The following is a 24,457-nucleotide window of genomic DNA, read 5'->3' as shown; positions in this document are numbered from 1 at the left end:
CGTCTGCTTGTTTGGGCAGTCTACTTGGTTAGCAGACCTTGCCGTTCGTGAATCCCGCGACGACTAGCGTTCGCGCCGACCAGGACGTCCTGGGCGGTCACCGCGTTCTGGGCGATCTGGACGCGAGGGGCGATCAGCACCTTCCGGATGATCGCCGTGATGATGCTCGTGTCCTTCGGCCGAGCGAAGTCCCTGGCCAGGACCACGACGCATCGCATGCAGTTGCTCTTCGCTCAAGATCTCTTTGAGCTCCGCATCCACCTTGGCCTGCAGCTTTGCAATCGCTTCGCGTTGTTCGTCGCTCAAACTCATGTGTTCTTGCACAAACGCTGGCAATACTTGGCCCACTTGTGGAGGCCCGCCGGGACCACGACGACCTTGCATTTCGCCATCCCGTGCTGGTCCACCGAAACCTGGCCCAGGGCCGCGTCCGCGGTCACCTTCGCCACGAGGTCCACGACCTTCTTGGCCGCGAGGACCACGGTCGCCATCAGCACGGGGACCACGGTCACCATCACCATCTCGCGGGCCACGTCGAGCACCATCTTCGGGACCACGACCTTCACCGCGAGGACCTCGATCACCTCCACCGCGTGGGCCACGATCGCCGTCGCCACGTGGACCGCGGTCACCGTTGCCGCGAGGACCGCGTGCGCCGTCGCCAAGCTCGCGGCTTCCGACCATCGCTTCGAGCTCTTCACGAGTCACGACGCCGTCTTTGTCTTTGTCCGCTCGGGTGATCAACGATTTGAGCCGGGAATCGCCCACTTCTTCTTCGGTCAGCTTGCCGTCTTCGTCCTTGTCCAAACGCATCAAACGCTCGACGGGCGAACGTTGGCCGCGATCAGCTCCGGAGCGGCCGCCCCGTCCTTCGCGGTCTCCGCGTTCAGGCGGCTGAGCCACCGCGGAACACATGCCAGCAACAGTCAGTACAACGAACGAAAATTGAGTCAGTGCCTTCATCGCGGAGGCCTCCAGTGGTGTGGGAATGATTGCAAGCCCGCGATCAACCCCTTGATCACATGCTGCTAATGAGTCAGTTGCGACTCATCCCAACAACCGCCAAACAAAATTCCTTTTTTTCGACGAGAAACTTTCTCGGGCCTTCGCTCACCACCGCCGCAGGACGAGAAATCACATTCAGGGGCAACGTACTTCCCCAAAAGCCGACCTCATCCGCGGTGCGTCTCAAGACAAAATCAGTATTCGCCCTGGATGACTTCGCGGCCTGCTCGAGTTCCCAAGGCGTGCCAAATCGAGAGTTCGACCGACTCGGTGACGGACGAGACGCTCCCGTCCACTCTTGCGACTTGCACCAATCCGACGTGGTGACTGCGGGAGGTGATCATCGCGTAGGTCGGGTTACCGCCTTGACCGTCTTTCCCTTCTTGCCATGAACTAAAATCCATCTGTTCGTACAGTTGCCCACCCGTCTCGAATTCCACGTCACTGTTGGGAGGCAACGTCACGGTGAATCCCGTGTGGTGGCAACGACCATCCGGCCACTCGGTGTGTCCGGTGTTCTTGAACTGGGCACCGCTGGCGACGACCAATTCGGCTTGAGCTTGATTGGCGGGGATGGCCGTGTCGGATGGACCACCGTTGCGTTGATAGGGAGTCCAAGCTTTCACCTCGCCGGTCAACAACGTGTGGCTGCTGCCATCCAAGCAATCTCGAAAGCTGTAGAACTGGTTGGGAGCGAACATCCCGTCACCAGTTTTCTGAGTCGTGGGATCAAATACAAACCATCGGCCGAAGTTGAATCCATAGGTGGTCGGATACAACGTGGGCCGGCCATCGCTGAACGTTCGCTCTTGATCGGTTCCGGGATCGCTCGGGCAAGCGTAGGTTGGGATCTTCAGGCCATCGATGGCTTCCTGGTTGTCCCAAGCCAACGAAAGGTCGATGTTTTCATAAACATTGCCCTGTTCCAAAAACGGCAGGATCCGTCCGTGCACTCCCCAAGACCCATTGTTGCCGGTGGAGGTCACGCTCAAATCAACGAGTGCGGAGGGTGGGAACTTTTTGTAGGCACTTTGGTAGTTGTGGACGGACAACGCGATCTGCTTCAGATTGTTGCTGCACTGCATCCGACGAGCCGCTTCTCGAGCGGATTGCACGGCCGGCAGCAATAGCCCGACCAACACTCCGATGATCGCAATGACCACCAGCAGTTCGACCAACGTGAAAGCGGAGCGAGTTGCAGAACGATTCTTCATCGAGCGATTCCTTCGTGGGGAGAGCCTCATCCCAGAGGCCCCCGAATGGGTAAAGCATGGAGGTCAATCAGGTTCAGATCGAAACTCGTAAGAAGCACGCGGTGTGCCACCCACACACAGTGCGTGAAAACAGCAACATGATGATCCGATTGCCTCGTTTCAGCCAATACCGCGGCGGGTCTTTCGCCACCGGCGGCGGATTTTTCGTCTCGGACATCCAAATAGAATGAGTCCCGTGACATCTCCCCCTCTCCGTTCGCTACGACTTCGCCTCCTCACCCCCATCATCGCCACGGCGCTGATGGCAGCGGTGCTGGTGGCGATCGCTTCGTATTGGCTGGGCACCCAACGAGCGATGAAGGATCTGGAGCAACGTTTTTCCGCGATTCAGTCAACGCTGTCGGATTCGAACTTCCCGCTCAACTCGATGGTCCTGGAATCTCTCGCGGATCTGACCCGGACGCAATTGATCGGGTTGAGCTCCAGCGGTCACGTCACCTCGTCCACGCTGAACCTGGACGAAGCCGCGCGAACGTCTTTCAAAGAACACCTGCAGAACCAGCAACCTCTGCCCGCGGCGATCGTGCCTAACGATGACGGGACTCGGTTCCGAGTGTTCGCCTTTCAAACCGTCGGCAGCCAACTCCGCCAAGACCGAGTCACCGCGGTGGTGGTTCTGTTTGAAGACGAACAGTTCAACGCCAATCGCCGGCAAGCCGCAATCCTTCCGCTGGCAACTGGGTTGTCGACGATCGTTGCACTCAGTTCGTTAACGTTCTGGTTGACATCACGATTGATTCGCCGAATCAGCAAACTGCAACGACGCGTCGAAGCGGTGGCCAATGGAGACTTTGACTCAGCGGTCTCGCACGATGCGTCTGATGAAGAAGTGCCCGACGAAATTGGTCGACTCGGCGGAGCGGTGGATTCCATGGCACAACAGCTCAAACAACTTTGGAATCAAATCAACCGTCAGCAAAGCGAAAAGCTCTTGCACCAAATCGCGGGCGGCATGGCTCATCAGTTGCGAAACAGTTTGACGGGAGCTCGCATGGCCGTCGAACTGCACGCTCAAGAATGCCAAGCGACCGACGACGAAGGGATCCGGGTGGCGATCCATCAAATCGAGCTGTCCGAAGACTACGTTCGTCGTTTGTTGCTGGTCGCCTCCGGACGCCAAGACAAAGATCGACCGACCGAAGTCCAAACATGCTTTGACGATGTCCGCACCAGTCTGTCGCCCATCGCAAATCATTTGCGAGTGAACCTGCGATGGGAATTGGACGACGATCTGCGTCAACGCCGAATTCAAGATGGTCCAACATGGGTGGCGGCCGTGACCAACTTGATCCACAACGCGATTCAGGCGGGTGACGAAGTCGATGTTTCCCTGCAACAGTTGAGCGAGAACATGCTTCGAGTCACGGTATCCGACAATGGTGCCGGCATTCCCGATGCAGTGGCGGCAAACCTCTTCGAACCGTTTGTGACCTCCAAACCCGAAGGCATGGGACTGGGGCTTCCCGTTGTCCAACGTTCCGCAGAATACTTGGGCGGTTCGGTGCAGTGGCGGCGAGAAAACGAACGAACCATTTTTGAGTTGGACACGCGAATTCTTTGATCGCTGGACCAACAGAACGAACCACAGTTTTTGACATGACCACAGCACACACCATTCTCGTTGTCGATGACGAACCTTCCATCTGCTGGGCGCTGGAAAAAATGCTCACCAGCGAAGGGCATGAGGTCATCACGGGATCCAGCGCCGAGGAAGGTTTGCGGCTGGCAGCCCAGAACGACGTTTCGATGGTCATCCTCGACGTGCGTCTTCCCAAAGAAGATGGCATCTCGGCATTGCCAAAGTTTTTGGAATCAACTGACAACGCTCCGGTCATCATCATCACCGCCTTTGGTGACTTGGAAACCGCTGTCGCAGCAGTCAAAAACGGAGCAACCGACTACCTTACCAAACCATTCAAACTCGAAGACGCTCTGCGCACCTGCCGAACGGCACTCCAAAAATCTTCGCGTCGAACGGCTCCCACCGCGACTCAGCCAATGGACGTCGATCCGTCGGTGCTGGTCGGCACGTCACCGGCGATGCAACAAGTCTTCCGGCAAATCGCCTTGGTCGCCGACAGCGATCTGTCAGTGCTGATCACCGGCGAAACAGGCACCGGCAAAGAACTGGTCGCCGCCGCGATTCACCGGCACAGTCGCCGCGCCGATGGACCTTACATTCCCATCGCCCCAGTCGCACTGAATCCCGATTTGATCGAAAGCGAACTGTTCGGTCATGTCAAAGGAGCGTTCACGGGCGCCAGCGACGACCGAGCCGGATTGTTTGAACGTGCCGAAGGCGGCACCGTGTTGCTGGACGAAATCGGTGACCTACCGTTGGGCACGCAAGTCAAATTGCTGCGAGTGCTCGAACAAGGCGAGTACTGCCGCGTGGGCGATGTCAAACCACGAACCGCCAACGTTCGTATCCTCGCCGCCACGAACAGCGACCTGCACGAAGACGTCGCGACCAACGCCTTTCGCGAAGATTTGTTTCATCGGTTGACCGGCGTGCAAATTCACCTTCCACCGCTGAGAGATCGCGTGGAAGACATCGGGCCGCTCTGCCGTCACTTCCTTTCGGCGATGAAGTACGCGGACATCGAATCAGCGGTCGATGATGAATTGCTAGATCAACTTCACGCACGCCCCTGGCACGGCAACATTCGCGAATTGAAAAACGCGGTCGGGCACGCCGCCGTCGTCAGCCGCGGCCGCAAACTCACCATCGATGATTTCCCCGAACCCAAACCTGGACGCGACGCACCAACCACATCTCCCGTTCTCGCGATGGAAAAATCCATTCGAGTTTGGTCAGAGAACGCGATCGAAGCCAACCCCGACTCGGTGACGTTGCACAGCGATTTTCTGGCTGCAACCGAACCGACGTTGCTGCGATCGGTGATAAAGCACACGGGAGGCAATCGGGCAAAGGCGGCGGAGATGCTGGGCATCCACCGTGGCACGCTTCGCGATCGCATGAAGGCCTACGGCATCGACGATCAGTGAATGAACTCAACGACGCGAAGCAAAAACAAGACTCACCGTCTCGTTCATCCTTGGCCGCCGCGTCCGGCTTGTAGCAATCCAAGCGGTTCGGCCCGGCCGATTCGCACGACGGGCCACAATCCTGCCAACAAGCACAGCCCGATCGTCATCGCGAATCCGATTGACAGGTGAGACCACGGAATGATGAAGTTCGGCGGCCCGGCAAACCAACCGACATACTGGGCCATCCCGACGCCGCACCATCCGGCAGTCAATCCAAAGATCAAACTCAGCAAACAGGCACCGACCGCGATCAAGATCGTTTCGGCGATGACCAAGCGAGCCAGTTGGCCTCGGGTCACGCCAATCGACCGCATGATGCCAAACTCCCACGTTCGCGATCGCACCGACGCGATGACCGTGTTAGCAATCGCCAGCGACATGATCGCGAGCGTGATCAACGGCAGATAGCTCATTCCCCAAATCATGTCGTCAGCTCGAAGCTTGATCGCTTTGCGGACATTCTCCGATGCGGTCATCCGAGCGAACGGACGGTACGATTTCACGCTTCCCAAACCGCTTGCTACAAAGGTTTCTCCAGACTTTCGTTCGGCGATCGATTGCAAATCGGCTTCCATCGACGACAAGTCAGCATCATCTTCCAAGTCCATCCAAACAAATTCCGTTTGATGCAAATGGAAGTCTCGTTGCACCTGTTCCCGATTTGCGAACACCACGGTTGCGGTCCGAACAAAGTGTCGCCTCACTCCCGAAAACTTTGTCACCCAGTGCCACCCAGGCAACGACACGACTCCAGCGATGCGGTAGGTCACGCGTTCGTCTTCCGTGGTCGGCGGCGTGAAGCTCAACTCATCGCCGACGCTCAACCCTGTGCTCATCTGAAAGTCTTCTGAGATCAGACACGAGCCGCCGGATTGCAACGCTTCGATGGCGGACGCTCGATCGCCCTCTACAAATGCGAAGGTCAGAAACGGGTCTTCACTGGCAAATGCCATCGCTGGATCAATCCCGAACAGGACCGCATTGTCACGTTGCACACGGGAAGGCTGATCGGCATCGCCCCAATCAAACCTGGCTTGTTCGATCGCCAACGGCATCACCCGATCCGCCCGAACGCCCGACACATCTCGAACATCATCGATCCCTTCGTCATCCAATCCAACCGGATGGAACGCGACCAAAGCATCGGGCAAACATGTCCCCGGGGTGAACGGCTTCAACATGGAATATCCCCAGGTCTGCGTCGAAGCATAAAGTCCCAAACCGATCGACAAGGCCAACGTCGCCCCGACAGTCCGCCACAAATTGGTGGACAACTGCGTCTTCATCATTCGAGTGTCCAACCCCAACGCGCGAGTCACCCAGGGTCCAATCGTCCGCTCGCTTCCCACGACGATAGCTGGTGCCAAACAAATCATGCCCAGCAATAAAGTCGGATAAGTCAGGAATCCATATGCCCACGTTCGCCATTCGTCCGACATTGGAATCGCGAAAACGAGAAGCGGTGTCAGTGCGGAGAGCGTCAACCCGATCATCCCCCAAACCATCCAAGACTGAATGCCGGGTGTCGACAGTTTGGATGTCATCGCGTCGAGCGGTTCAATGCGAGTGGCTCGCCAAGCGGGAACAATCGCCGCACCCAAGGCCCCAACCAGCACGGTCACTCCAGACAACACGATGCACCCCCAGCCCAAGACGGCATCCGTCCCAAACCATCCAGGAACGTAGTGACTGCCGACAACCAACATCAAATAGCCAGCCGCCAACCCGCCCAGCCAACCGACGATCGCAAGCAAGACGCTTTCAACCGCGACGATCGTGGCGATTTGCCCTCGAGTCAGAGCAACCGCTCGCAACATCGCGAATTCGCGAGTGCGTTCGGTGACGCCCATGCTGAGTGTCGAGAAGATGATGAAGATCGCCGCCAGCGTCGCCATCCCGGTCGCAGCCCAAGCCTGGGATCGCTGGCCCGATACAGATCGACTCGACTCCATCCCCGCTCTAACGGCCTCGAAGTCGATCAACTGCATCGCGGGCCGTCCGCTGGTCAGGCGTTCTTCCCAAGCTTCGCGAAATTGCTGGATGGTGACCGTGTCGCGAATCGCAACTTGCAACACCTGAGGTTTCGAAACGTAGCCGTTGATCCACTCCGCCAGTTCGGGACGGACATAAATCACGTTGGCCGCGATGCCCTGTGAAAAATTCTTGGGCATCCCCAGCACGGTCTGATTCGTTTCGCTCTTCGGTTCACTCGAAACAGTTTTTGGCTTTCGCGGTTTGCTGGGTCGCTTTCCAGACGGCGGCCCACCGCGACCTCGCGATGAAAACGATGGTGCCTGCGGAGCTTGCTCGACGATCCCCACGACGGTCAATTCCACTTCGTTGGCCATCGAAAGCAGCTTTAGGTCATCACCGACGGAAAGCGTTTTGTCTTTCGCGACCAACTCACCGATGACAACTTCTTTTGCTTCGTTGTCTTCGGTCAACCAGCGTCCTTGCAGCAATTCGTAAGGTGGTTCAATCGCAGTTGTGCTGACCAAAGTCGGGTCCAACGGCGGAGCACCGTTGACGGGCGGACGTGCCCCCACCACATAGTCGAGCGATGTCTTCTCGCCTTCCGTCTGATTTCCAATTGGGATCACCGTGACCCGCGACTGACCGATCGGATTGACCTCCAAGACACCTGCGTCTCGTTTCAACTCATCCACCAAAGCGGACTGAATAGGTGGGGTTTCCGATCCCGGCGGTCCTGACTTGGGCATGATCAGTAGATCGTAACGCCCCAAGTACTTTTCGCTGTTCTCATCGAACTGAGACACCAACGCGTCGTAACCGCTGACCACCCAAACCACGGCACAGGTCGAAGCGATGATCCCCAGCGTGGTGATGCATGCGCGTCCGGGATTCAGACGCATGTGTGCACCAACAAACTGGATCAAAAAACGATGTGAATTCATGAAGGTAGCATCAACAAGGTTGGCGGATCGACGAGGAAGGCCCGGCAATTGCAATCACCGGACCAATGCGATTTCTTTCGCGAAACTCGGCCATTCTTAGATGTCAGCACGTTCTGGCCGATGAAAATTTCGCCAGCGGCGACGCATTCTCCATCGCCACCTTGAGTTCAAACGCAACGTCCATTCGCCTTGTCGATTCTCCGTCGTTGATCCCATCGCTCTGACTTCATTTTTTTGATGCAGAGCTTCGCTAATCACTTTGAGTGCATCACTCTTTCCGTGCCTTCGAAAAACAAACCGCCGCTGCAAATCGGACCATGGACGAAGTCACCGCGTTCCGCTTTCAGCTTTCAGCTTTCAGCTTGAATGACGACGCGGTCTTCGCAGTGTTGTCACCGTTCTCGCATGAATCCAACATTGCTCGGTGAACACCCCCTGCTTTCAGCATCAGCGCATCGCCAGCGCACAATGACCGCATCGACACAAAGCATGCGTCTGTCAGCAGGATCGCGGTTGTGGCAAAAGCCAAAGTCTTCGTTTGTTGAATCATTCTGACCTCTTCGATGTTGCTCGCTGGAATCAATGGTGCCGATTGTGGATTCCGCACCAACATCTTCAGGCTCGATGGAATTTCGGTCGCGGACGATGGCTATTTCGCCGGCGGTTCCTGCAAAGTCGTTCACTCGAATCAGACCGAAACCAACAGCGAAAGTCGCCGCACCCCGCAAATCGTTGGCTTCGACGCCGTCTGTGTTGCGATCGATCGATGTATGCGTTGCCCCTGGCACGGCTCGTGCTTAATCAAAGCACCATCCTTCGCTCAACCGCTCTTGTGCCCGACTCGATGCCACCAATCACGCCACCCATGTCTGTGCCCGAACGTTCTCAAACAACAACCGCAACGGTTCAGTCCATTTCCAAAACTTATCGGCAAGGCATTCGCCAGGTCGATGCGTTGCGTGATGTCAGCCTCGACGTCGAAGCAGGATCTTTTGTCGCGGTTATGGGAGCCAGTGGGTCAGGCAAAAGCACGTTGCTGCACTTGATGAGCGGATTGACTCGTCCGACATCGGGGTCCGTTCTGATTGAAGGTCAAAACATCGCCGATTTGTCGGACTATGAGCTCACCTGCTTTCGACGGCGGCGAATCGGCTTGGTGTTTCAGGCGTTCAACTTGGTGCCGTCTCTATCAGCACGAGACAACATTCTGTTCCCGCTCTATGCCGCGGGAGAAAGCTTGACCGACGAATCCGAGCTAACCGAACTTGCTCAGCAATTGGGTATCGAAGATCGCTTGCACCATCGCCCCGACGCACTCAGTGGTGGTGAGCAGCAACGCGTCGCGATCGCACGTTCACTGATCACCAATCCGGCCATCGTCTTCGCTGACGAACCCACCGGGAGTCTGGATTCTGTAACTGGCGATTCGATCTGCAGACTGCTGCGAAATCTGTGCGATCAACAACAACGGACCATCGTGATGGTCACTCACGAACCCAGCGTGGCGGTTTGGGCGGACAGCGTCGTCGTTCTCAAGGACGGCCAAATCGTGAGCCAATTCCTCACAAAGCAGTGCACCGATGCCCAGTACCTGGCCGCTCGGTACCAACAAATCGTCTCGGCAGATGCCCTGGATTTGACCCATTCGCGGTGATTCAAATTGCCGAAGAGCCGCTTTTTCCCGTCAGAAAAATGCGGCTCGCTTTGAAAAAGCTCAAATTTCACCCCATACCTCGTTTTGCCCCTTGTAACCGTTTGGATCAATCAGCACCATATTGCGACTGACTCGCAATAACAGAGTCGTCGACGCAGCCAGCAACGGGTCCCCCCTCCAGCCAGCCACGTTCGTTTCGCTTCTTGGTCGTTCTCACCACCGCAGTGAGGCCTGATCCGCTGAAGCAGATCCGTACCCTGTGTGCCTTTCGGCTGAAGTTTTAATGCCCTGTTCGCATCTCGTTTCTTCGTCAATGCACCTTGAACCGATCTCAAATGAGACGATTCAAGCCGGCTCCGCTCGCCCCGCCGCGCGTCACAAAGGCTTCACTTTGGTGGAGTTGTTGGTGGTCATCGCGATTATCGGCGTCCTGGTCGGCTTGCTCTTGCCAGCGGCCCAAGCCGCTCGCTCAATGCAGCAGAGCACCGTTCCCAATGGCCCAATCATCAACGGCCGCTTGTCACCCAATAGCAACATTCCCGACTTGGTTCGCGGCTCGTCCAAGATCACCGCCGCTCGCAGCAACCACACGGGTTTGTTCAAAGTCGCTTTAGCCGACGGCAGTGTGCAAGCCGTGACCGACTCAATCGATTTGCAAATCTGGCACGCGAGCTGGACGCGAAAGGGTCGCGAAGTGGAAACGATTTCACAGAATTGCTGATGCGATTCCAACAACTCAACTCAATCACACATCAATCGTTCAAACGTCGCTGAGTCGCACAACGCTCACTGCAATTGTCGCTCAGCAATTTTTCAATTCACTGTTACGAAGCCAGCCATGAACCTCGGTTCAATAGCCAGCCACGTTCGCCTCGCACAAGCATGTGCACCTCTTAGGAGAACCTGAATGACTCACCAAGACGAAGCTGGCTCAACGCCAATCAACTCTCAATCGACAAAACAGTTCGCAATTCCAAAGCTGCATCGCGGTTTCACATTGGTCGAATTGTTGGTCGTCATCGCGATCATCGGCGTGCTGGTTGGCTTGTTGTTGCCCGCCGTTCAAGCCGCACGTGAGGCCGCCCGGTCGATGCAGTGCAGCAACAACCTCAAGCAAATCGGACTGGCCACACACAACTATGCATCAACTTACGCCGGTGCGTTCCCCAACAATGGGTTCAGCGGTCCGACCTATCCAAACGACTTCTCGCCCCACGCGAAGATCTTGCCGTTCTTGGAGCAATCTCAACTGCAAGACCTGATCGACTTCAGCATCCCGATGGGACACCCCGCTCGCGAAGATCTTCCTGTCGAGTTGCGTGAAGCTGCTCAGACACGAGTACCAGCGTTCGAATGCCCCAGCGATGTCAATGCTGTTCTACACGGATTGACGATGCCATCGGGTGATTCCATTCAGATCGCGGGAACCAGCTACAGCATGAACCAGGGCAGCGGCCAAGATGGTGTTTTCCACCCTGGCAACGGCACTCCATCGGACGGCATGTGCTGGGTCAACGCCAAGCTGAAATTCCGTGACATCCTCGACGGAACTTCCCACACCATCCTGTTCGCTGAAACGGGCATTGGGTCCGGACTCGACGTGGCCAATGTCTCGCCCAAGATGGATCTTCGATCCAATCGCGCGTCGGTCAGCTCCATCGCCACGACGGTCTTGGAAGCAGCGGCCCAAAACCAATACGCCGGTGTCGAAGCGGTCACAAACAGTTGGGATGGAAGCCGCAACCACTACTGGCTTCGTGGGTCGGTACCTGACGGAGCCGTCATGAACGGGTACTTGCCACCGAACAGCCAGATTCCTGATCTCAGTTTCCGTTCGGCCAAAATCACCGGCCCACGTAGCTATCATACCGGGCTCGTGAAAATCCTGATGGCTGATGGCAGCGTTCAAAACGTGACCGATTCGGTCGAACGAGAAGTCTGGCACGCAAGCTGGACTCGAATGGGACGCGAGGTCGAGACCATTTCGTCCAACTAACTCCTCGCTGACCTTCCTTGATGAGCAACCCAACCGCCGAAACGACTGCGACGCCCACCATTCGAAAGACCGGATTCTCATCCGCTGCTTTGCGGATGGTGGTGTTGTGGCACTGGACCAGCTCGGCAGTTTGCTTGATCGGAATGTTGGGGTTTGCGATCACCGGCATCACGCTGAACCACGCTTCCCAAATTGAAACCGAACCGCAGCGCAATTCGGTCATTGATGATTTGCCGCCGGAGTTCGTGAGCTTGCTTGCGAATTCGACGGAAGCAGAATCAGCCGCCTTGCCGCCTGAATTGGCTGCTTGGTTGACCGAGCAAACCGGCAAATCAATCGGAAGCCGAGAAGCGGATTGGTCGGAAGATGAAGTTTACCTCTCGATGCCCGGTCCCGGCTCCGACGCTTGGTTGGCGATCGATCGCGAGACCGGTGAGTTCGAATTTGAATCGACCCAGCGAGGTTGGATCTCCTACTTCAACGATTTGCACAAAGGACGCAACACGGGTGCGGCATGGAAATGGTTCCTCGATCTTTTCGCGATTGCCACATTGGTGTTTTGTCTCACTGGTCTGCTGTTGCTGGTGGAACACGCACGACGTCGAAAAATGACTTGGCCACTGGTCGGACTCGGACTCTTCCTGCCGTTCCTATTGGCCGTGTTGCTCATTCACTGATCACTTTCCTTCCTCTTGATAACTCGACTTCCTTCCATGATGAATCGAATTGCGTTGATGCTCGGTATCGCTCTGCTCGGCGTCAGCCAGACGACCGCCGAAGACTGGAAAGCCACCGTTGAAATCCCACGGTTGAATGTCTCGGAATACCACCGTCCTTATGTGGCGATCTGGATCCAAGACGAAAACCGAAAGTGCGTTGCGAACTTGGCCGTTTGGTACCAACTGACCAAATCCGGCGAAGGCGAAGGAACCAAGTGGTTGCCCGACCTGCGTCAGTGGTGGCGTCGTTCCGGACGTTCGCTGGAAATGCCCGTGGATGGTGTGTCCAGCGCCACCCGCCCTGCCGGCAAACATGAACTGACGTTCGACGACCACAAGCAACGATTTTCAAAATTGCCGGCTGGCAAATACAGCCTGATGGTCGAGGCTTCGCGAGAAGTCGGCGGCCGCGAAATTGTGGAACTTCCATTTGTGTGGCCTTCCAAGACGACACAAAAATTGAACGCCGCTGGCAAAGAAGAACTCGGCGAAATCACTTTCGTCATCCCATCCACCAAATGAACTTCCTTTTAAACACGAGAATGAACATGAATCGCTTGCTCCTATCGTTTGTCTTTCTGTTGACCGCCATCCCGAGCACGACCTATGCCCACAAGGTTTGGTTGCTGCCATCGCAAACCGTGTTCTCGGGTCCCGAACCCTGGTTGACTGTCGACGCGGCCGTTTCGAATGACTTGTTCTACTTCAATCACTTTCCACTGGGGTTGGACAACTTGGTCATCACGGCTCCCGATGGAACCCATGTCGATGCTGAAAACAAAGCCAAGGGAAAGTACCGCAGTGTCTTTGATTTGCCACTGACTCAGCGTGGCACCTATCGCGTTGCTGTCGTCAACGATGGTGCCTTTGCAAGCTGGGAAGAGAACGGCAAACGACGTCGTTGGCGTGGAAGCGCCGCTGCGATTGAATCGGAAATTCCTGCCGACGCGACTAACCTTCGCATTACCGAAAGCTTCGGACGGGTTGAAACGTTCGTCACCAACGGTGCACCTTCGCTCGACGCACTGCAACCAGTTGGAAAGGGTATTGAACTTATCCCCGTCACCCATCCCAACGACTTGTATTCAGGCGAAACCGCCACCTTCCGCTTCTTGGTCAACGGCCAACCTCAGAAGGACATGGAAATCGTTGTGATCCAAGGCGGAACCCGCTATCGCAGCTCGCAGGAAGAAATCAACGTCACCACGAACGAAGAAGGCGAGTTCCAAGTCACTTGGGATGAACCCGGCATGTACTGGATCGAAACCAGCCACCAAGACGACGAGACCAAGATCAAGAACGCAGTCGGCCGCCGAATGAGCTACGCGGGCACTTTCGAAGTTCTGCCTCAATGATCTCAAAGGTCAACGCCATTTGCCTCGCGGTGCTGATGATCGCCGCTTGGTTCCTGGCAAAATGGACCGAAGGCACTTGGTGGGTCGCACCACCGAGTGCCGCACGTTGGTGGATGGCGGCGGGTTCTCTCGTCGCCTACGGGTTGCTGTGTGCCTGGTCATTGCGAAATGACTCGGTGACAAAAACATCAACGACGAATGTCACCTCGCTCACTTCCGAACAAGTGACAGATAGCAGCCCGGCGACTTCTGCCAATGACGATTCGGTGCTGGTCGTCTACGCCAGTGAAACAGGATTCGCTGAAGAACTGGCGCAGCAAACATTGGAACTGCTTCGTGCGGCTGGCAAAGTTGCCGAACTGCTGCCATTGGATGAATTATCCGTCGAGCAATTGCAGACCGTTCCACACGCATTCTTTTTGGCCAGCACGGCGGGAGATGGTGAACCGCCCGTTCATGCATTTGAGTTTGCCGAGGAAGTGATGTCTTCCCAGCATGATTTGTCATCGCTGACCTACGCGGTGTTGGCACTCGGCGACAGCAGTTACGACGAGTACTGTGCGTTCGGCCGACAAATCGACGCTTGGTTGCAACAGTGCGGCGCGAAGGCAGCCGACGAGAGAATCGAAGTCGATGACGCCGATCCGTTGGCGTTGTCAGCCTGGCAAGCACTCGTCGAAGAGTTTGCCGGCAACGCTCAACCGAGTCTGTGACTCAGCTTTGGTAGCGAACCAAGTACCAACCGCGACCAATCGGTGTGGCGGTTTCCATTTCGTGCGGGTCGGACAAACCGCCCACAAATGATGCCGGTTGGCTGGATGGTGGATGCCATTCCGCCCAGTCGCCTCCATCGGTTCCGGTCAATTGCAACTTGATCGCGCCGTCCTGCAATTCAATCGCACTGACATAGACCGATTGCTGCGCCACTGACGGAGCCTGCAACAAAACCAACGTCGTCGGGCGTCCAAATGGATACGCCATGAAGGGCCCGATGACAGGAAGCTCACCATCACGCTCCGGCCACTCTTCGCGAAGCGGAGCAACGATGCGTTCCAGCCCCTCCACACGCAAGGCAAACCGAGCCCGTTTGCCTTGCCATGCGATCGAGTCAACGTGGGTCGCAAGAGCAAACCAAAACCCGGCCAAAGTGACCACCGCCAACAACTGTGCCAACGATCGGTGCTGAGTCGCTGGCGATGATCTGGCAAAGAACTGGACCAGCAAACCAAGCAGACTTCCCACGGCCAAAATCGCGATCAAACCGATCCCAACACTGCGAACTGGATTGGCTTGGATGCATGAAACTGAAAACCATTCACTTCGAACCAGAGATCCAAACGAAGGGTCCACGGCCGCCCAAATCGCAAGCATGCAAAATGCTGCGATCTGGCTTCCCCACAACCACTTCGATTGTCTCGACATTCAGGTGCCTCGTTCGTCCGCGAATGAATCGTCAGGAAACAACACTCACTGACAGTGTCCCAGTGCCATCAACGCAAAGCTGGTAGCGAGGTTCTTATCGTTCTCAAACCATCGCTGATTTTCGTTGCTCCACGAGCCATCTTCGTTCTGACGTTCGGCCAATTCCGCGACCAAGTCTGCTTTCCAATCGTGTTCCTTGCCATCAGAATCGGCGACCGTTTTCAAACCCGCGGCATCGAGCGCCGCTGCGAAGGTGTGGTAGTAGTAATACAGCCCAGCGGACCCCATGCCGGGATTCTTCTCAACGCTGTAGTGATCTTGGATCCATTGCTTAGCGGCTTTGACACGAGGGTCTTCCTTTGTCAGACCGGCAAAGATCATGCTCTTCAAACCCGTGTACCCCATCGAGCCATAACTGCGAAGTCCACCGTTGGGAGTGAAGCGTTCTTCCGAGGTGCTTGGATCAATCTTGGTCGTCGGGATTTCGTAGTAGAACCCGCCGTCATCGACCTTGTCAGCGAACTGAGTGTCGTTGTACTTGCTGTCCAAATTCTGGCATCGCGAAATGAACACGAGCGCGCGTTGAATCGCTGGGTCGCTTGCCGGAGTCTCCACGGCTCGCAAAGCTTCGATCATGTACCCGGTGTTGGACAAATCAGGTCGGCCGGCACCGCCGTACCCGACGCCGCCATACCAGGGGTCGGAGGGATCCTTGGTTCCTTCGCCGTACTGGATTCCCGTCACGAACTCCTTGGCACGTTTCAAGATTTCGTTGTATTGACCGGTCTTGTTCGCTTCGGCGAAGCACACCATCGCGACACAGGTCTCATAGTTCTTCAGCCGACCGTTGCCGTAGATGCCGCCGTCCGGTTTGACGTAACGTTCCAGTGCTTTGAGTCCCTCCGCGACCATTGGATCGTCGATGGGTTGGCCGTTGCGCAGTGCCGACGTGATCGCCAGCGCCGTCACGCCTGGACCGACTCGATCTGAAAACGTTCCTTGTTCGGATTGCCCTTCTTTGGTCAGAAATGCGAGCCCCTTGTCGACGATCTGCTGGCGAAGCTGCTCCGTTTCGCTGATCGGTTTCGCATTTGTCGTTTCAGCTTCTTGGCCATAGGCAGGCAAACTGATGATCGCAGCCGCACAGGTTGTGACAAAAATCCGGCGACCAAGGCGGAATTTCCGGCGAGCGGGTGTTGGTCCGGAAGGGTTGGAATCCCAATGCATCTGTGTTTCTCAAGGAAGTAGGGAAAGAAAAGCGTTCTATCTCCATGCATCGCTTCACAACGCAACCAATGTGCCAGCAACCATCCCAAAACAATTCTCCATTTTTCGCGGCGGATGCGGATTGAGTTCGCAACTGGTCGGTAGAAGGCTTTTCGCCCGCAGTCTCTCGTTTCGTTCCTCAGGTATTTCGAATGCTCTGCATCCCACACGTTCGTTCCATGGTCTTGTTGATGGCGGGAGCCACCTTGATCGTCGGCCCCGGTTGCTCACCCAACATCCAAGCCCAGCCGCCGGGATTCGGTCCTGGTGGCCCCGGGGGGCCGAACCAACAAGATCAAGAACTCGTTGAGAAATTTGACTCCGACGACAACGGCTGGCTGAACGATGCGGAGCGTGCCGAAGCTCGCGAATTTCTTGCTGCGAATCCGACGCAGCGTGGCTTTGGTGGGCCCGGTGGTCCTCGCGACGGCGGCGAAGGCCGTGGGCGCGGTGAGGGTCGTGGACCAGGCGAAGGTCGAGATCGGGACGGAGGTCGCGGGGGCGATTTTGGTCCTCCGCCAGGCTTCGGCCCCGGCCCCGGATTTGGACCTCCCGACGGTGGTGGACCACCCCGTGGTGATGAAGGAGTACGTGGCCGCGGCCAACGTGGCGGTGGGCCTCCCGGAATGAATCGCGATCGTCCCGAACCAACTCCGGGACAAACCATCACCAAAGAATCCGTCACTCCACTTCAAGGTGACTTGTACGATCCCCAAATCGTCCGCACCGTTTTTCTGGACTTCAGCAATGACGACTGGGAACAAGAAATGGAAACCTTCCACAGCACCGACGTGGAAGTGCCGGCGACCATCACCATCGACGGAAGATCCTATCCCAACTGCGGCATCAGCTTCCGCGGTGCCTCGTCCTACGGCATGGTCCCAAGTGGTTACAAACGATCGCTGAATATCTCAGTCGACATGGCCAACGAAGACCAACGCATTGGTGGCTACAAAACGTTGAACCTGCTCAACGGAGCCAGCGACGATTCGATGATGAGCACCGTGCTGTATTCGCACATCGCCAACCAACACATTCCTGCACCACGAGCCAACTTCGTTCGCGTTGTCATCAACGGCGAAGACTGGGGTGTGTACACCAACGTTGAACAATTCAACAAGGACTTCGTCAAACGAAACTTCGGCAGTGGCAAAGGTGCACGTTGGAAAGTCAGCGGCTCACCACGTGGTGGCGGGGGCTTGGAATATCACGGCGAAAACTTGGAAGACTACCGTCATCCCTTCGAACAAAAATCCGGCAACGACAAAGACCTCCAACGATTGGTCGACCTCTGCCGCGTGCTGGAAGAAACCCCTTCGGATGAGTTGCCCGCGGCATTGGAACCGATTGTCGACGTTGACAATTTGCTCTGGTTCCTCGCACTGGACAACACCCTGATCAACTCGGACGGCTATTGGATCCGAGCGAGTGACTACAGCATCGTGCTGGACAAAGACAACGTGTTCCACTTCGTTCCTCACGACATGAACGAAGCCTTCCGTGCAGCGGGTGGACCTGGCGGTCCTGGCGGCCGCGGTGGGCCAGGCGGACGAGGTGGTCGTGGACGCGGCGGGCCAGGTGGCTTTGGTGGCCCCGGAGGATTCGGCGGCCCAGATAAGTTCGGTGGCCCGAGAGGATTCGATGGCCCTCGTCGATTCGCCGGTCCCGATCAAAACGGTCCCCGCGGTGGAAATGGCCCTGGACCTGAATCAACGGCATCACCGCTTGGACTCGATCCGCTGATCGGATTGGAAGATCCCACCAAACCACTTCGCAGCAAAGTGCTGGCGGTTCCAGAATACCGGGATGCCTACCTCGCCAATGTTCGTCAACTCGCGGAGCACTCGCTGAACTGGGAAAACCTCGGACCGTTTGTTCAGGCACAAGCCAAATTGATCGAACCAATCTTGAAAGTGGACACGCGAAAGCTGGGAACGTTTGAGTCATTTCAATCGATGACCAGCGACACACAAGTGTCCGACCACGCAGAAGAACCACACCGCGGACACGGTGCGATGAACTTGAAGGCCTTCGCGGATGGTCGTCGCGAATTCCTTCTGAAGTAGCACCAAGATTCTATTGCACCAATGCCTCGCGGAAGCCACTGTTGCGACCGCGAGGCGTTGCGATCAGACATCAATTTCCAGTATCAAATCACGTCATGAACGACAAACGAATCGAACTGAAATACCAACTTGATCCATGCTTGGCATCGGAAGTCAAACAATGGGCTCGCGAACACTTGGAGGTCGATCCAAACTGCGAATCTGGTGACAGCTACGACGTCAACAGTTTGTACCTCGACACGCCCCAATTGGACCTGTTCCATCAAACTGGAAGTATCGGGCGTCGCAAGTATCGGGTTCGACGCTATGGCTGTGAGTCGAAACTTTGGTTAGAAAGCAAATCAAAGAAAAAGAACGAAGTTCAAAAGACTCGTTGCGTCGGATCAGAAGACGAAGTGATGAACACACTGCTGGAACTCGAACGAGCTTCCACCCAGTCGGACTCAGCAGATCCGACAACACCTGCACTGGGTGACTGGTTTCTCAAACAAGCCATCAAGAAGCAACTCCGCCCGACCACGCAAATTCACTATCGCCGGTTCGCTCGAATGGGTTCCGAACTGGGGCAGAACATGCGTTTGACCATCGACAGTCAACTGCACGCCAGCCCGGCGTCGGGTTGGAATGTTGCATCCGAGGAGGCTGGTTCTGACCGGACTCAACGTGTGAAAGCGACGGGTTTGGAAATCCTGGAACTAAAGTTTCACCGGTTTATGCCCCATCGTTTCAAAGAACTGCTGCGTGAATTTCCGATTCCAGTGACCGGGTTCTCAAAATACCGAGCCGCCGTTCGTTGTTGGAACCTGGATCAACCTGTTCCCGTGTTCGATTCTGCGATCGAATTGCCGCCGGAATGGAACTGGAACACGGAGACCGTGTCGTATGCCTGAGTGGCTCAATCAAGTTTCCACCGAAGTCGATGCCAACCTGCCGACACTCGCCACCCGACTCGCACTGGCGTGGCTATGTGGTTGGGTTGTGGCGATGATCGCTCGCATCAAATCGCCGTCCGACTCCGCTGACCAACTCACGTTGACGTTGGTTCTCATGAGCGTCTTGATCGCGATGGCGACTCAGATCATCGGCGACAACATTGCCCGCGCTTTCAGCTTGGTCGGCGCACTTTCAATCGTTCGTTTCCGAGCCGCGGTGTCGTCCACCCGCGACGTAGCATTTGTGCTCGCGGCGGTGGTCGTTGGGATGGCAATCGGAGCCGGCCAATACTGGGTGTCCTTCCTTGGGTTGATCACGCTGGCTTGGGCGACACAGTTCAATGGTGGACGCCCCTCGTCAAAGGCTGAGAAACCCTCGCTGCTAACCGGAGAGACATGGCGTTTGACCATGAAAGTCGGACTGCATTCCATCGGTGGTTGGGAATCCGAACTGAAGCGGCTCACCAAAAGCTACGAGATCGTTTCTGCGGAAACCGCTCGTCGAGGCGGCTCGTTGGAACTCGTCTACCGCTATCAACCACAAGACGACACCGACGCCAGCCAACTGATCGCCGCCCTGAACGCGATCCCAACGGTCGAATCGATCGCCACCAAACCCATTTGATCGACACCAGGCAAACTTCAAGGGACCTGGAGCGACTCAATTGGAAGCACCGCCAACTCAGCACTGTTCTGGTTGGCGCGGCGACCGCCATTGTTGGAGTACCCAACATAGAGTTTGCCATCGTGTTCCAAGGCACACGGGTAAGACAAACTCAAACTTGCGGCAGATTCACCCGCTGCGTTCCCGTTCATGGATCGCCGAATGACGAACACCTTGGCAAACACATTTTCGCCGGGACGCGAAACGGCAATCGTCAGTGGCGAACGCTTGCCTCCGTTCGCTGCCGCCGTCGTACAAACCAAATACCTTTGGCCGTTGCTCAAAACACCTGCCGCCGGTTTGGACGTCGCCATTGGCAGGTTGCTGACTCTTGATGGCGCCCAAGTCTGACCATAGTCGTCACTTTTCGAAACCAATGCTTTCGCGTCACCACCGTAGCGAGCGACGTTGAAGACGGTCGAACCATCCACCCACAAACTAGATTCACCCCACATGCGATGAATGAAAGAGTCCACCGGAATCTTCACGCAATCCCACCGTGTAAAGTCATTTCCATGGCTGATCGCGACCGCAGCCGGAAACACCTTGTCACCTGAATAGCGTTTCCCAAGAAAGCCTGGCATGATCCAGTTGCCATCATCCATTCGAACAGGTTGATTCATCGGCCAGAATCCATGTTCGATGATGACGCCAAGCGGTTTCCATTCCCCAGTGGAATCGTTCAACCGGTAGGCTCGCGTGTGAATGTCATCCATCCTTCCGTAGTAAGCACCTTGGAATGCCCACAAGGTTTCGTCATGGGAGAGGAACACGCCGTGGCTGACGGCCAAGTTTCCTTCGTCCCCAGCGTCAATGACCTCCAACGGCCCCCAAGTCTTTCCCTCATCCTCGCTGACGCGAAACTGAGCTTCTTCGGTCACCGTGTTCTCATCCCCTTTGTTGTGACCGATCGAAGCAAACAACTTCCCCTTGTGCCACGCAAGTGAGACGCCATGCAAGAAGGTGTATCCATCGCGGGGCTTGTCCCATTTTTTGATGACGTGAAAATCGACGTTCGCGACTTCGGGCAGATCATCGGCTCGGCCCAGTGATACGTTCTCATCCCACAGCGGGAACGCCTGAGGAGGAACCGGAACATCATGAACTGAATCGACGGGATGATAGGACGCGGCCACTTCTTCAGGCGACAATGCACTTGGAAGAAGCTGAACTTCGTCGATCGCGCCATTCCAGGTTTGTCGAATGTTTCCATCGTCGTTCACTCCACCCAAAGTCAGCGGCGCGTCGGTGGATTGCACGGGTCGATCCAGCTTCAATGATCCCGCCCGTTCACCGTTGACGTACAACTCCGCTGACTCCGGTTTCATGACCATGCAGAGTTGATACCAGTTGCCGAGTTCAGGTTCCGGACCAGAGATGGTTCGCCATCCATTTCGGTACACATAAAGGCTGAATTGGCGATTGCCATCCAGCATCAGCGACCATTCGCGTTCGCCCAAGGAATAGCGATTCTTGGCCGCGATGATTTGTTGACCTGCATTCAAACGGTGGGGATTCACCCAAACAACGAGCGAATACTGCCCCGATTTCAAAACGTCGCGCGCGTCTTGTGGCTCCAGCACCGTTTGCCCGTTGAAAAACCAACTCTCACCCTCGATCCCGGCACACAACTCCGCTTTGCCGTGCGTTGCAACAACGTTCGCTCGCGCCGAATCAGCCGACCAGCGGACGGGTTCGCTCGCGATTGCCAGAACAGGAACCGAGACAAACAGACTCAACAAAATGGTTCGGATCATCAAAAGGGGATGCAGCAACGAGAGACTGAAATGATCAACCGCGAAAGCTCCAACATGGACCGCGACAACGAGCGCACAATCATAACCCGATGCGTCAGCGAGGAAGGGAGTTGCATCCATTCCCTCGCTCACCAGCCTCTTGGTTTTGTTGTAGGTTGTCCGCTCTTGGCCGACATCCACAACTCTGACAGACAAGAGTGCCCATCCTACATGCGTTGAGAACCACTTGTGAGAACCAAGACCGACGGCTGGTTCTAACACGTTGAAGCGGTCGCCTGATCCATGCCGATTATCCTATGGGCCGATCAAACATTCAGTTCATCGATGAATCGCACCGCGTTCTGCACGCCCGATTCCGATCGAATTAGTTTGCCAAGTTTGTCCGCCCTGACTGCCATCTCACAATCATCCATCGTTTGAGAAATGGCCTGGGCAAGCCGTTCGGACGTGAGCTTTCGTTGCGGGATCGGTTGGGAGCCAACGCCGAGCTCATGAACCACTTGGCCCCAAAACGGTTGGTCACCAAAGAAGGGACAGATGATCGTGCGTCGACCTGCGCGAAGCCCGGCGGCCGTGGTTCCGCAACCGCCATGGTGAACCACCGCGGAGACTTGAGGGAACAACCAATCGTGTGGAACCGCATCAATGGAAAGCATGGTCTCTGGCAGATCAAACTCCCGCAGGTCCATTCCGCCCCAACCCGGAGCCAAGATTGCACGTTGTCCGGACAAGCGGACGGCTTCGATAACACGTTCGGCCGTCGCGCGTGGATCGCGTCCGAAGATGCTTCCGAAACCAACGTAAATGGGTGGTGGGCCTTGCTGAAGAAACTCCAACAGCGATCGATTCGGCTCAAACTCATTTGGAGCATCCAGGAACCAATACCCGGTCACCGTCGCGTACTCAGGCCAATCGCTTGGTCTTGGAATCACCGCGGGACTGTAGGCATGCAACGCGGCGTCGGGACTGCCATCGGCATGACGAAAATACGGCGGACGCTTCTTTGACATTCCTAGCGACCGCCGCCACTTGCCCACAAACCGACCTCCACTCCGCCGAGTGATGAATTCGATGAAGAGATAAGTCGCGAGGTTGTACCAGCGACCCAACGGCAACCTTGGAAACCCAAACGCAGGCGACTCCCCCGTGGGCACATACAGCGGCAAATAAAACGCGAGGGCACAACGACAACCGAGGCGTTCTGCAAAATCTTCGGCGCCGATGGCCTTCTTATGGAACAGAATCAAATCCGGTTGAAAGGACTCGGCCGCCGCCCACATCTCGTTGACCTGACGATGCATCATGCCAGTCAGTTTCGGCATCAATCGAACTCCCGTCCGAACGGCCTGAAACAAATTGGTGGTTGTTTCCATCGCCACCCGACCATCCTCCGATTCCATAAAATCGCGAATGTCGTTGTTCAGCGGAGCGTAGTCGATCCCATGCGAACGGATGAAGTCTTCGAAGATCTGGCAGGTGCAAATTTGCACTTCGTGCCCCGCCGCCTTCAGTCCAACGGCCAAAGCAACGTACGGCTGCACGTCGCCTCGCGTCCCCACCGTCAGCACCAGAATCCGCATTCAAAATTCCAACAAGGTGTCACGTAACTGCTTTGTCAAAACAGGCAACTTCAGATCGTGTTCACTCGATCACTGAACGAACGGTTCCCCGATCAATTCGTTCCATTTCTCTCGTTGCTCAGGTGTCAATATCTCCAGGATTTTCTCGACGGTATAGCGAGTCCCTTCCGAATTCCACATGTCGTGCAGCGGCCCATTGAATCCTGACGGCCCTTTCATACCGGGCGGGCCACCAAATTCAGGTGGACCATTCATCTCAGGAGGTCGCCCGAATTCAGGACGCCGGCCGCCACGGGAGCCATTCCCATCGGGCGACCGATCACCATCAAATCGCCCTCGCATTCCAAACTCGAACCCATCTGGTCCTGGACCACGTCGGCCATTTTCGCGATCGCGGGGACCTCGATCGCCGTCGCCTCCACCGCGGCGTGATGGACGTGTTTCTTCGATGATTTGATCGATCCTCACTCGTTGTTCGCGAGTCAGTTCGAGAGCCGCGACGACTTCAGAGGACTTGAACGTGAACGGCAATCGACGCTGACGAGCGATCTGTTGCAACCGTTCGATTTGCTCAGGGCTCAGTTGCTGCTTCAAGAACGAATCGAACGATTCCAACAGCGCTGTCATGTCTGCGTTTTCAATGGACAGGTTGCCTGGGTTTTCGTTCGCCAAGGAATGCCGTTCGGATTGAAGCATTTTGACGGCATCGGTGATCGCGTCCGCCTTTTCACGATCGATCTGCAATTCTTTCTGAACGCTCTCTTCCAAGAGCTGCAACAACGGTCCAATGTTCTCGAGCAA

General features: G+C 56.1%; 20 protein-coding genes and 1 pseudogene. 12 read left to right on the top strand and 9 right to left on the bottom strand.

Going from position 1 to position 24,457, the window contains the following annotated elements; genetic code table 11:
• Positions 1–63: 63 nt before the first annotated feature.
• Together RE6C_RS06810 and RE6C_RS06805 are read right to left on the bottom strand one after the other, a co-directional pair.
• Complete coding sequence (locus RE6C_RS06810; protein WP_008655079.1) at positions 64–963, bottom strand: EF-hand domain-containing protein; 900 nt, start codon at positions 961–963, stop codon at positions 64–66.
• Positions 964–1,199: 236 nt separating this feature from the next.
• Positions 1,200–2,219 carry a DUF1559 domain-containing protein gene (locus RE6C_RS06805; RefSeq protein ID WP_008655078.1) on the bottom strand — a complete coding sequence of 340 codons (1,020 nt, stop codon included), beginning with the start codon at positions 2,217–2,219 and terminating at the stop codon, positions 1,200–1,202.
• A gap of 226 nt (positions 2,220–2,445) precedes the next feature.
• Here RE6C_RS06805 and RE6C_RS06800 point away from each other — a divergent pair, with 226 nt between their 5' ends.
• Both RE6C_RS06800 and RE6C_RS06795 read left to right on the top strand, forming a co-directional pair.
• The gene (locus RE6C_RS06800) at positions 2,446–3,840 is read left to right on the top strand and encodes a sensor histidine kinase (RefSeq protein ID WP_236618000.1); all 1,395 of its coding nucleotides are present in this window, start codon (positions 2,446–2,448) and stop codon (positions 3,838–3,840) included.
• Positions 3,841–3,875: 35 nt separating this feature from the next.
• On the top strand, positions 3,876–5,288 hold the full coding sequence (locus RE6C_RS06795; RefSeq protein ID WP_039961399.1) for a sigma-54-dependent transcriptional regulator: 1,413 nt from the start codon (positions 3,876–3,878) through the stop codon (positions 5,286–5,288).
• Between the two features lie 44 nt (positions 5,289–5,332).
• Here RE6C_RS06795 and RE6C_RS06790 read toward each other — a convergent pair whose 3' ends face one another.
• Both RE6C_RS06790 and RE6C_RS06785 read right to left on the bottom strand, forming a co-directional pair.
• The gene (locus RE6C_RS06790) at positions 5,333–8,245 is read right to left on the bottom strand and encodes an ABC transporter permease (RefSeq protein ID WP_008655070.1); all 2,913 of its coding nucleotides are present in this window, start codon (positions 8,243–8,245) and stop codon (positions 5,333–5,335) included.
• Positions 8,246–8,588: 343 nt separating this feature from the next.
• Complete coding sequence (locus RE6C_RS06785) at positions 8,589–8,795, bottom strand: hypothetical protein (protein WP_039961394.1); 207 nt, start codon at positions 8,793–8,795, stop codon at positions 8,589–8,591.
• 282 nt (positions 8,796–9,077) lie between these two features.
• Between RE6C_RS06785 and RE6C_RS06775 the strand changes: the two genes are divergently transcribed.
• The 7 genes from RE6C_RS06775 to RE6C_RS06745 all read left to right on the top strand — a co-directional run bounded on the left by RE6C_RS06775 (position 9,078) and on the right by RE6C_RS06745 (position 14,682).
• Positions 9,078–9,899 carry an ABC transporter ATP-binding protein gene (locus RE6C_RS06775; RefSeq protein WP_039961393.1) on the top strand — a complete coding sequence of 274 codons (822 nt, stop codon included), beginning with the start codon at positions 9,078–9,080 and terminating at the stop codon, positions 9,897–9,899.
• 313 nt (positions 9,900–10,212) lie between these two features.
• Positions 10,213–10,620 (top strand): DUF1559 family PulG-like putative transporter, encoded by a 408-nt coding sequence (locus RE6C_RS33710; protein ID WP_008655063.1) that lies wholly within the window; start codon positions 10,213–10,215, stop codon positions 10,618–10,620.
• 186 nt (positions 10,621–10,806) lie between these two features.
• Positions 10,807–11,895 carry a DUF1559 domain-containing protein gene (locus tag RE6C_RS06765; protein WP_008655062.1) on the top strand — a complete coding sequence of 363 codons (1,089 nt, stop codon included), beginning with the start codon at positions 10,807–10,809 and terminating at the stop codon, positions 11,893–11,895.
• 20 nt (positions 11,896–11,915) lie between these two features.
• A complete protein-coding gene (locus RE6C_RS06760) occupies positions 11,916–12,572 on the top strand; it encodes a PepSY-associated TM helix domain-containing protein (protein WP_008655061.1) in 657 nt (218 codons plus the stop codon).
• 36 nt (positions 12,573–12,608) lie between these two features.
• Positions 12,609–13,136, top strand: a complete 528-nt coding sequence (locus tag RE6C_RS06755) for a DUF2271 domain-containing protein (protein WP_008655059.1) — start codon at positions 12,609–12,611, stop codon at positions 13,134–13,136.
• Positions 13,137–13,162: 26 nt separating this feature from the next.
• Positions 13,163–13,969 carry a DUF4198 domain-containing protein gene (locus RE6C_RS06750; protein WP_039961397.1) on the top strand — a complete coding sequence of 269 codons (807 nt, stop codon included), beginning with the start codon at positions 13,163–13,165 and terminating at the stop codon, positions 13,967–13,969.
• Positions 13,966–14,682: a flavodoxin domain-containing protein gene (locus tag RE6C_RS06745; protein ID WP_008655057.1), complete on the top strand. Its 717-nt coding sequence runs from the start codon at positions 13,966–13,968 to the stop codon at positions 14,680–14,682. Before RE6C_RS06750 ends, RE6C_RS06745 begins: the two co-directional genes overlap by 4 nt.
• Position 14,683: 1 nt before the next feature.
• Here the strand turns inward: RE6C_RS06745 and RE6C_RS06740 are convergent, their stop codons facing one another.
• Together RE6C_RS06740 and RE6C_RS06735 are read right to left on the bottom strand one after the other, a co-directional pair.
• Positions 14,684–15,391, bottom strand: a complete 708-nt coding sequence (locus RE6C_RS06740; RefSeq protein WP_144054680.1) for a hypothetical protein — start codon at positions 15,389–15,391, stop codon at positions 14,684–14,686.
• A 45-nt stretch (positions 15,392–15,436) separates the two neighbouring features.
• Positions 15,437–16,618 carry a prenyltransferase/squalene oxidase repeat-containing protein gene (locus RE6C_RS06735; protein ID WP_008655054.1) on the bottom strand — a complete coding sequence of 394 codons (1,182 nt, stop codon included), beginning with the start codon at positions 16,616–16,618 and terminating at the stop codon, positions 15,437–15,439.
• A 191-nt stretch (positions 16,619–16,809) separates the two neighbouring features.
• Here RE6C_RS06735 and RE6C_RS06730 point away from each other — a divergent pair, with 191 nt between their 5' ends.
• The 3 genes from RE6C_RS06730 (at position 16,810) to RE6C_RS06720 (ending at position 20,280) form a co-directional block, all read left to right on the top strand.
• Positions 16,810–18,723, top strand: coding sequence for a CotH kinase family protein (locus tag RE6C_RS06730; protein ID WP_039961392.1), 1,914 nt, complete (start codon positions 16,810–16,812; stop codon positions 18,721–18,723).
• 95 nt (positions 18,724–18,818) lie between these two features.
• Positions 18,819–19,613: a polyphosphate polymerase domain-containing protein gene (locus RE6C_RS06725; protein ID WP_008655051.1), complete on the top strand. Its 795-nt coding sequence runs from the start codon at positions 18,819–18,821 to the stop codon at positions 19,611–19,613.
• Positions 19,606–20,280, top strand: coding sequence for a DUF4956 domain-containing protein (locus tag RE6C_RS06720; RefSeq protein ID WP_008655050.1), 675 nt, complete (start codon positions 19,606–19,608; stop codon positions 20,278–20,280). Before RE6C_RS06725 ends, RE6C_RS06720 begins: the two co-directional genes overlap by 8 nt.
• 17 nt (positions 20,281–20,297) lie before the next feature.
• Here the strand turns inward: RE6C_RS06720 and RE6C_RS06715 are convergent, their stop codons facing one another.
• The 3 genes and pseudogenes from RE6C_RS06715 to RE6C_RS06705 form a co-directional block, all read right to left on the bottom strand.
• On the bottom strand, positions 20,298–22,271 hold the full coding sequence (locus RE6C_RS06715; protein ID WP_236617999.1) for a LamG-like jellyroll fold domain-containing protein: 1,974 nt from the start codon (positions 22,269–22,271) through the stop codon (positions 20,298–20,300).
• 110 nt (positions 22,272–22,381) lie between these two features.
• Complete coding sequence (locus RE6C_RS06710) at positions 22,382–23,656, bottom strand: glycosyltransferase (protein ID WP_008655048.1); 1,275 nt, start codon at positions 23,654–23,656, stop codon at positions 22,382–22,384.
• A 69-nt stretch (positions 23,657–23,725) separates the two neighbouring features.
• A pseudogene (locus tag RE6C_RS06705) lies at positions 23,726–24,457 on the bottom strand (serine/threonine protein kinase); the annotation flags it as partial.

The organism is Rhodopirellula europaea 6C (assembly GCF_000338295.1).
In the GTDB taxonomy this organism is placed as follows: domain Bacteria; phylum Planctomycetota; class Planctomycetia; order Pirellulales; family Pirellulaceae; genus Rhodopirellula; species Rhodopirellula europaea.
The sequence above is the reverse complement of the archived record's forward strand: the minus strand, read 5'-3'. Positions and strand labels throughout refer to the sequence as shown.

Excerpts from the sequence above, each read along its gene's own strand:
- RE6C_RS06810 (WP_008655079.1), bottom strand. The coding sequence starts at position 963 with ATGAAGGCACTGACTCAATTTTCGTTCGTTGTACTGACTGTTGCTGGC.
- RE6C_RS06805 (WP_008655078.1), bottom strand. The coding sequence starts at position 2,219 with ATGAAGAATCGTTCTGCAACTCGCTCCGCTTTCACGTTGGTCGAACTG.
- RE6C_RS06800 (WP_236618000.1), top strand. The coding sequence starts at position 2,446 with ATGAGTCCCGTGACATCTCCCCCTCTCCGTTCGCTACGACTTCGCCTC.
- RE6C_RS06795 (WP_039961399.1), top strand. The coding sequence starts at position 3,876 with ATGACCACAGCACACACCATTCTCGTTGTCGATGACGAACCTTCCATC.
- RE6C_RS06790 (WP_008655070.1), bottom strand. The coding sequence starts at position 8,245 with ATGAATTCACATCGTTTTTTGATCCAGTTTGTTGGTGCACACATGCGT.
- RE6C_RS06785 (WP_039961394.1), bottom strand. The coding sequence starts at position 8,795 with ATGATTCAACAAACGAAGACTTTGGCTTTTGCCACAACCGCGATCCTG.
- RE6C_RS33710 (WP_008655063.1), top strand. The coding sequence starts at position 10,213 with ATGCACCTTGAACCGATCTCAAATGAGACGATTCAAGCCGGCTCCGCT.
- RE6C_RS06765 (WP_008655062.1), top strand. The coding sequence starts at position 10,807 with ATGACTCACCAAGACGAAGCTGGCTCAACGCCAATCAACTCTCAATCG.
- RE6C_RS06760 (WP_008655061.1), top strand. The coding sequence starts at position 11,916 with ATGAGCAACCCAACCGCCGAAACGACTGCGACGCCCACCATTCGAAAG.
- RE6C_RS06755 (WP_008655059.1), top strand. The coding sequence starts at position 12,609 with ATGATGAATCGAATTGCGTTGATGCTCGGTATCGCTCTGCTCGGCGTC.
- RE6C_RS06750 (WP_039961397.1), top strand. The coding sequence starts at position 13,163 with ATGAATCGCTTGCTCCTATCGTTTGTCTTTCTGTTGACCGCCATCCCG.
- RE6C_RS06745 (WP_008655057.1), top strand. The coding sequence starts at position 13,966 with ATGATCTCAAAGGTCAACGCCATTTGCCTCGCGGTGCTGATGATCGCC.
- RE6C_RS06740 (WP_144054680.1), bottom strand. The coding sequence starts at position 15,391 with ATGTCGAGACAATCGAAGTGGTTGTGGGGAAGCCAGATCGCAGCATTT.
- RE6C_RS06735 (WP_008655054.1), bottom strand. The coding sequence starts at position 16,618 with ATGCATTGGGATTCCAACCCTTCCGGACCAACACCCGCTCGCCGGAAA.
- RE6C_RS06730 (WP_039961392.1), top strand. The coding sequence starts at position 16,810 with ATGCTCTGCATCCCACACGTTCGTTCCATGGTCTTGTTGATGGCGGGA.
- RE6C_RS06725 (WP_008655051.1), top strand. The coding sequence starts at position 18,819 with ATGAACGACAAACGAATCGAACTGAAATACCAACTTGATCCATGCTTG.
- RE6C_RS06720 (WP_008655050.1), top strand. The coding sequence starts at position 19,606 with ATGCCTGAGTGGCTCAATCAAGTTTCCACCGAAGTCGATGCCAACCTG.
- RE6C_RS06710 (WP_008655048.1), bottom strand. The coding sequence starts at position 23,656 with ATGCGGATTCTGGTGCTGACGGTGGGGACGCGAGGCGACGTGCAGCCG.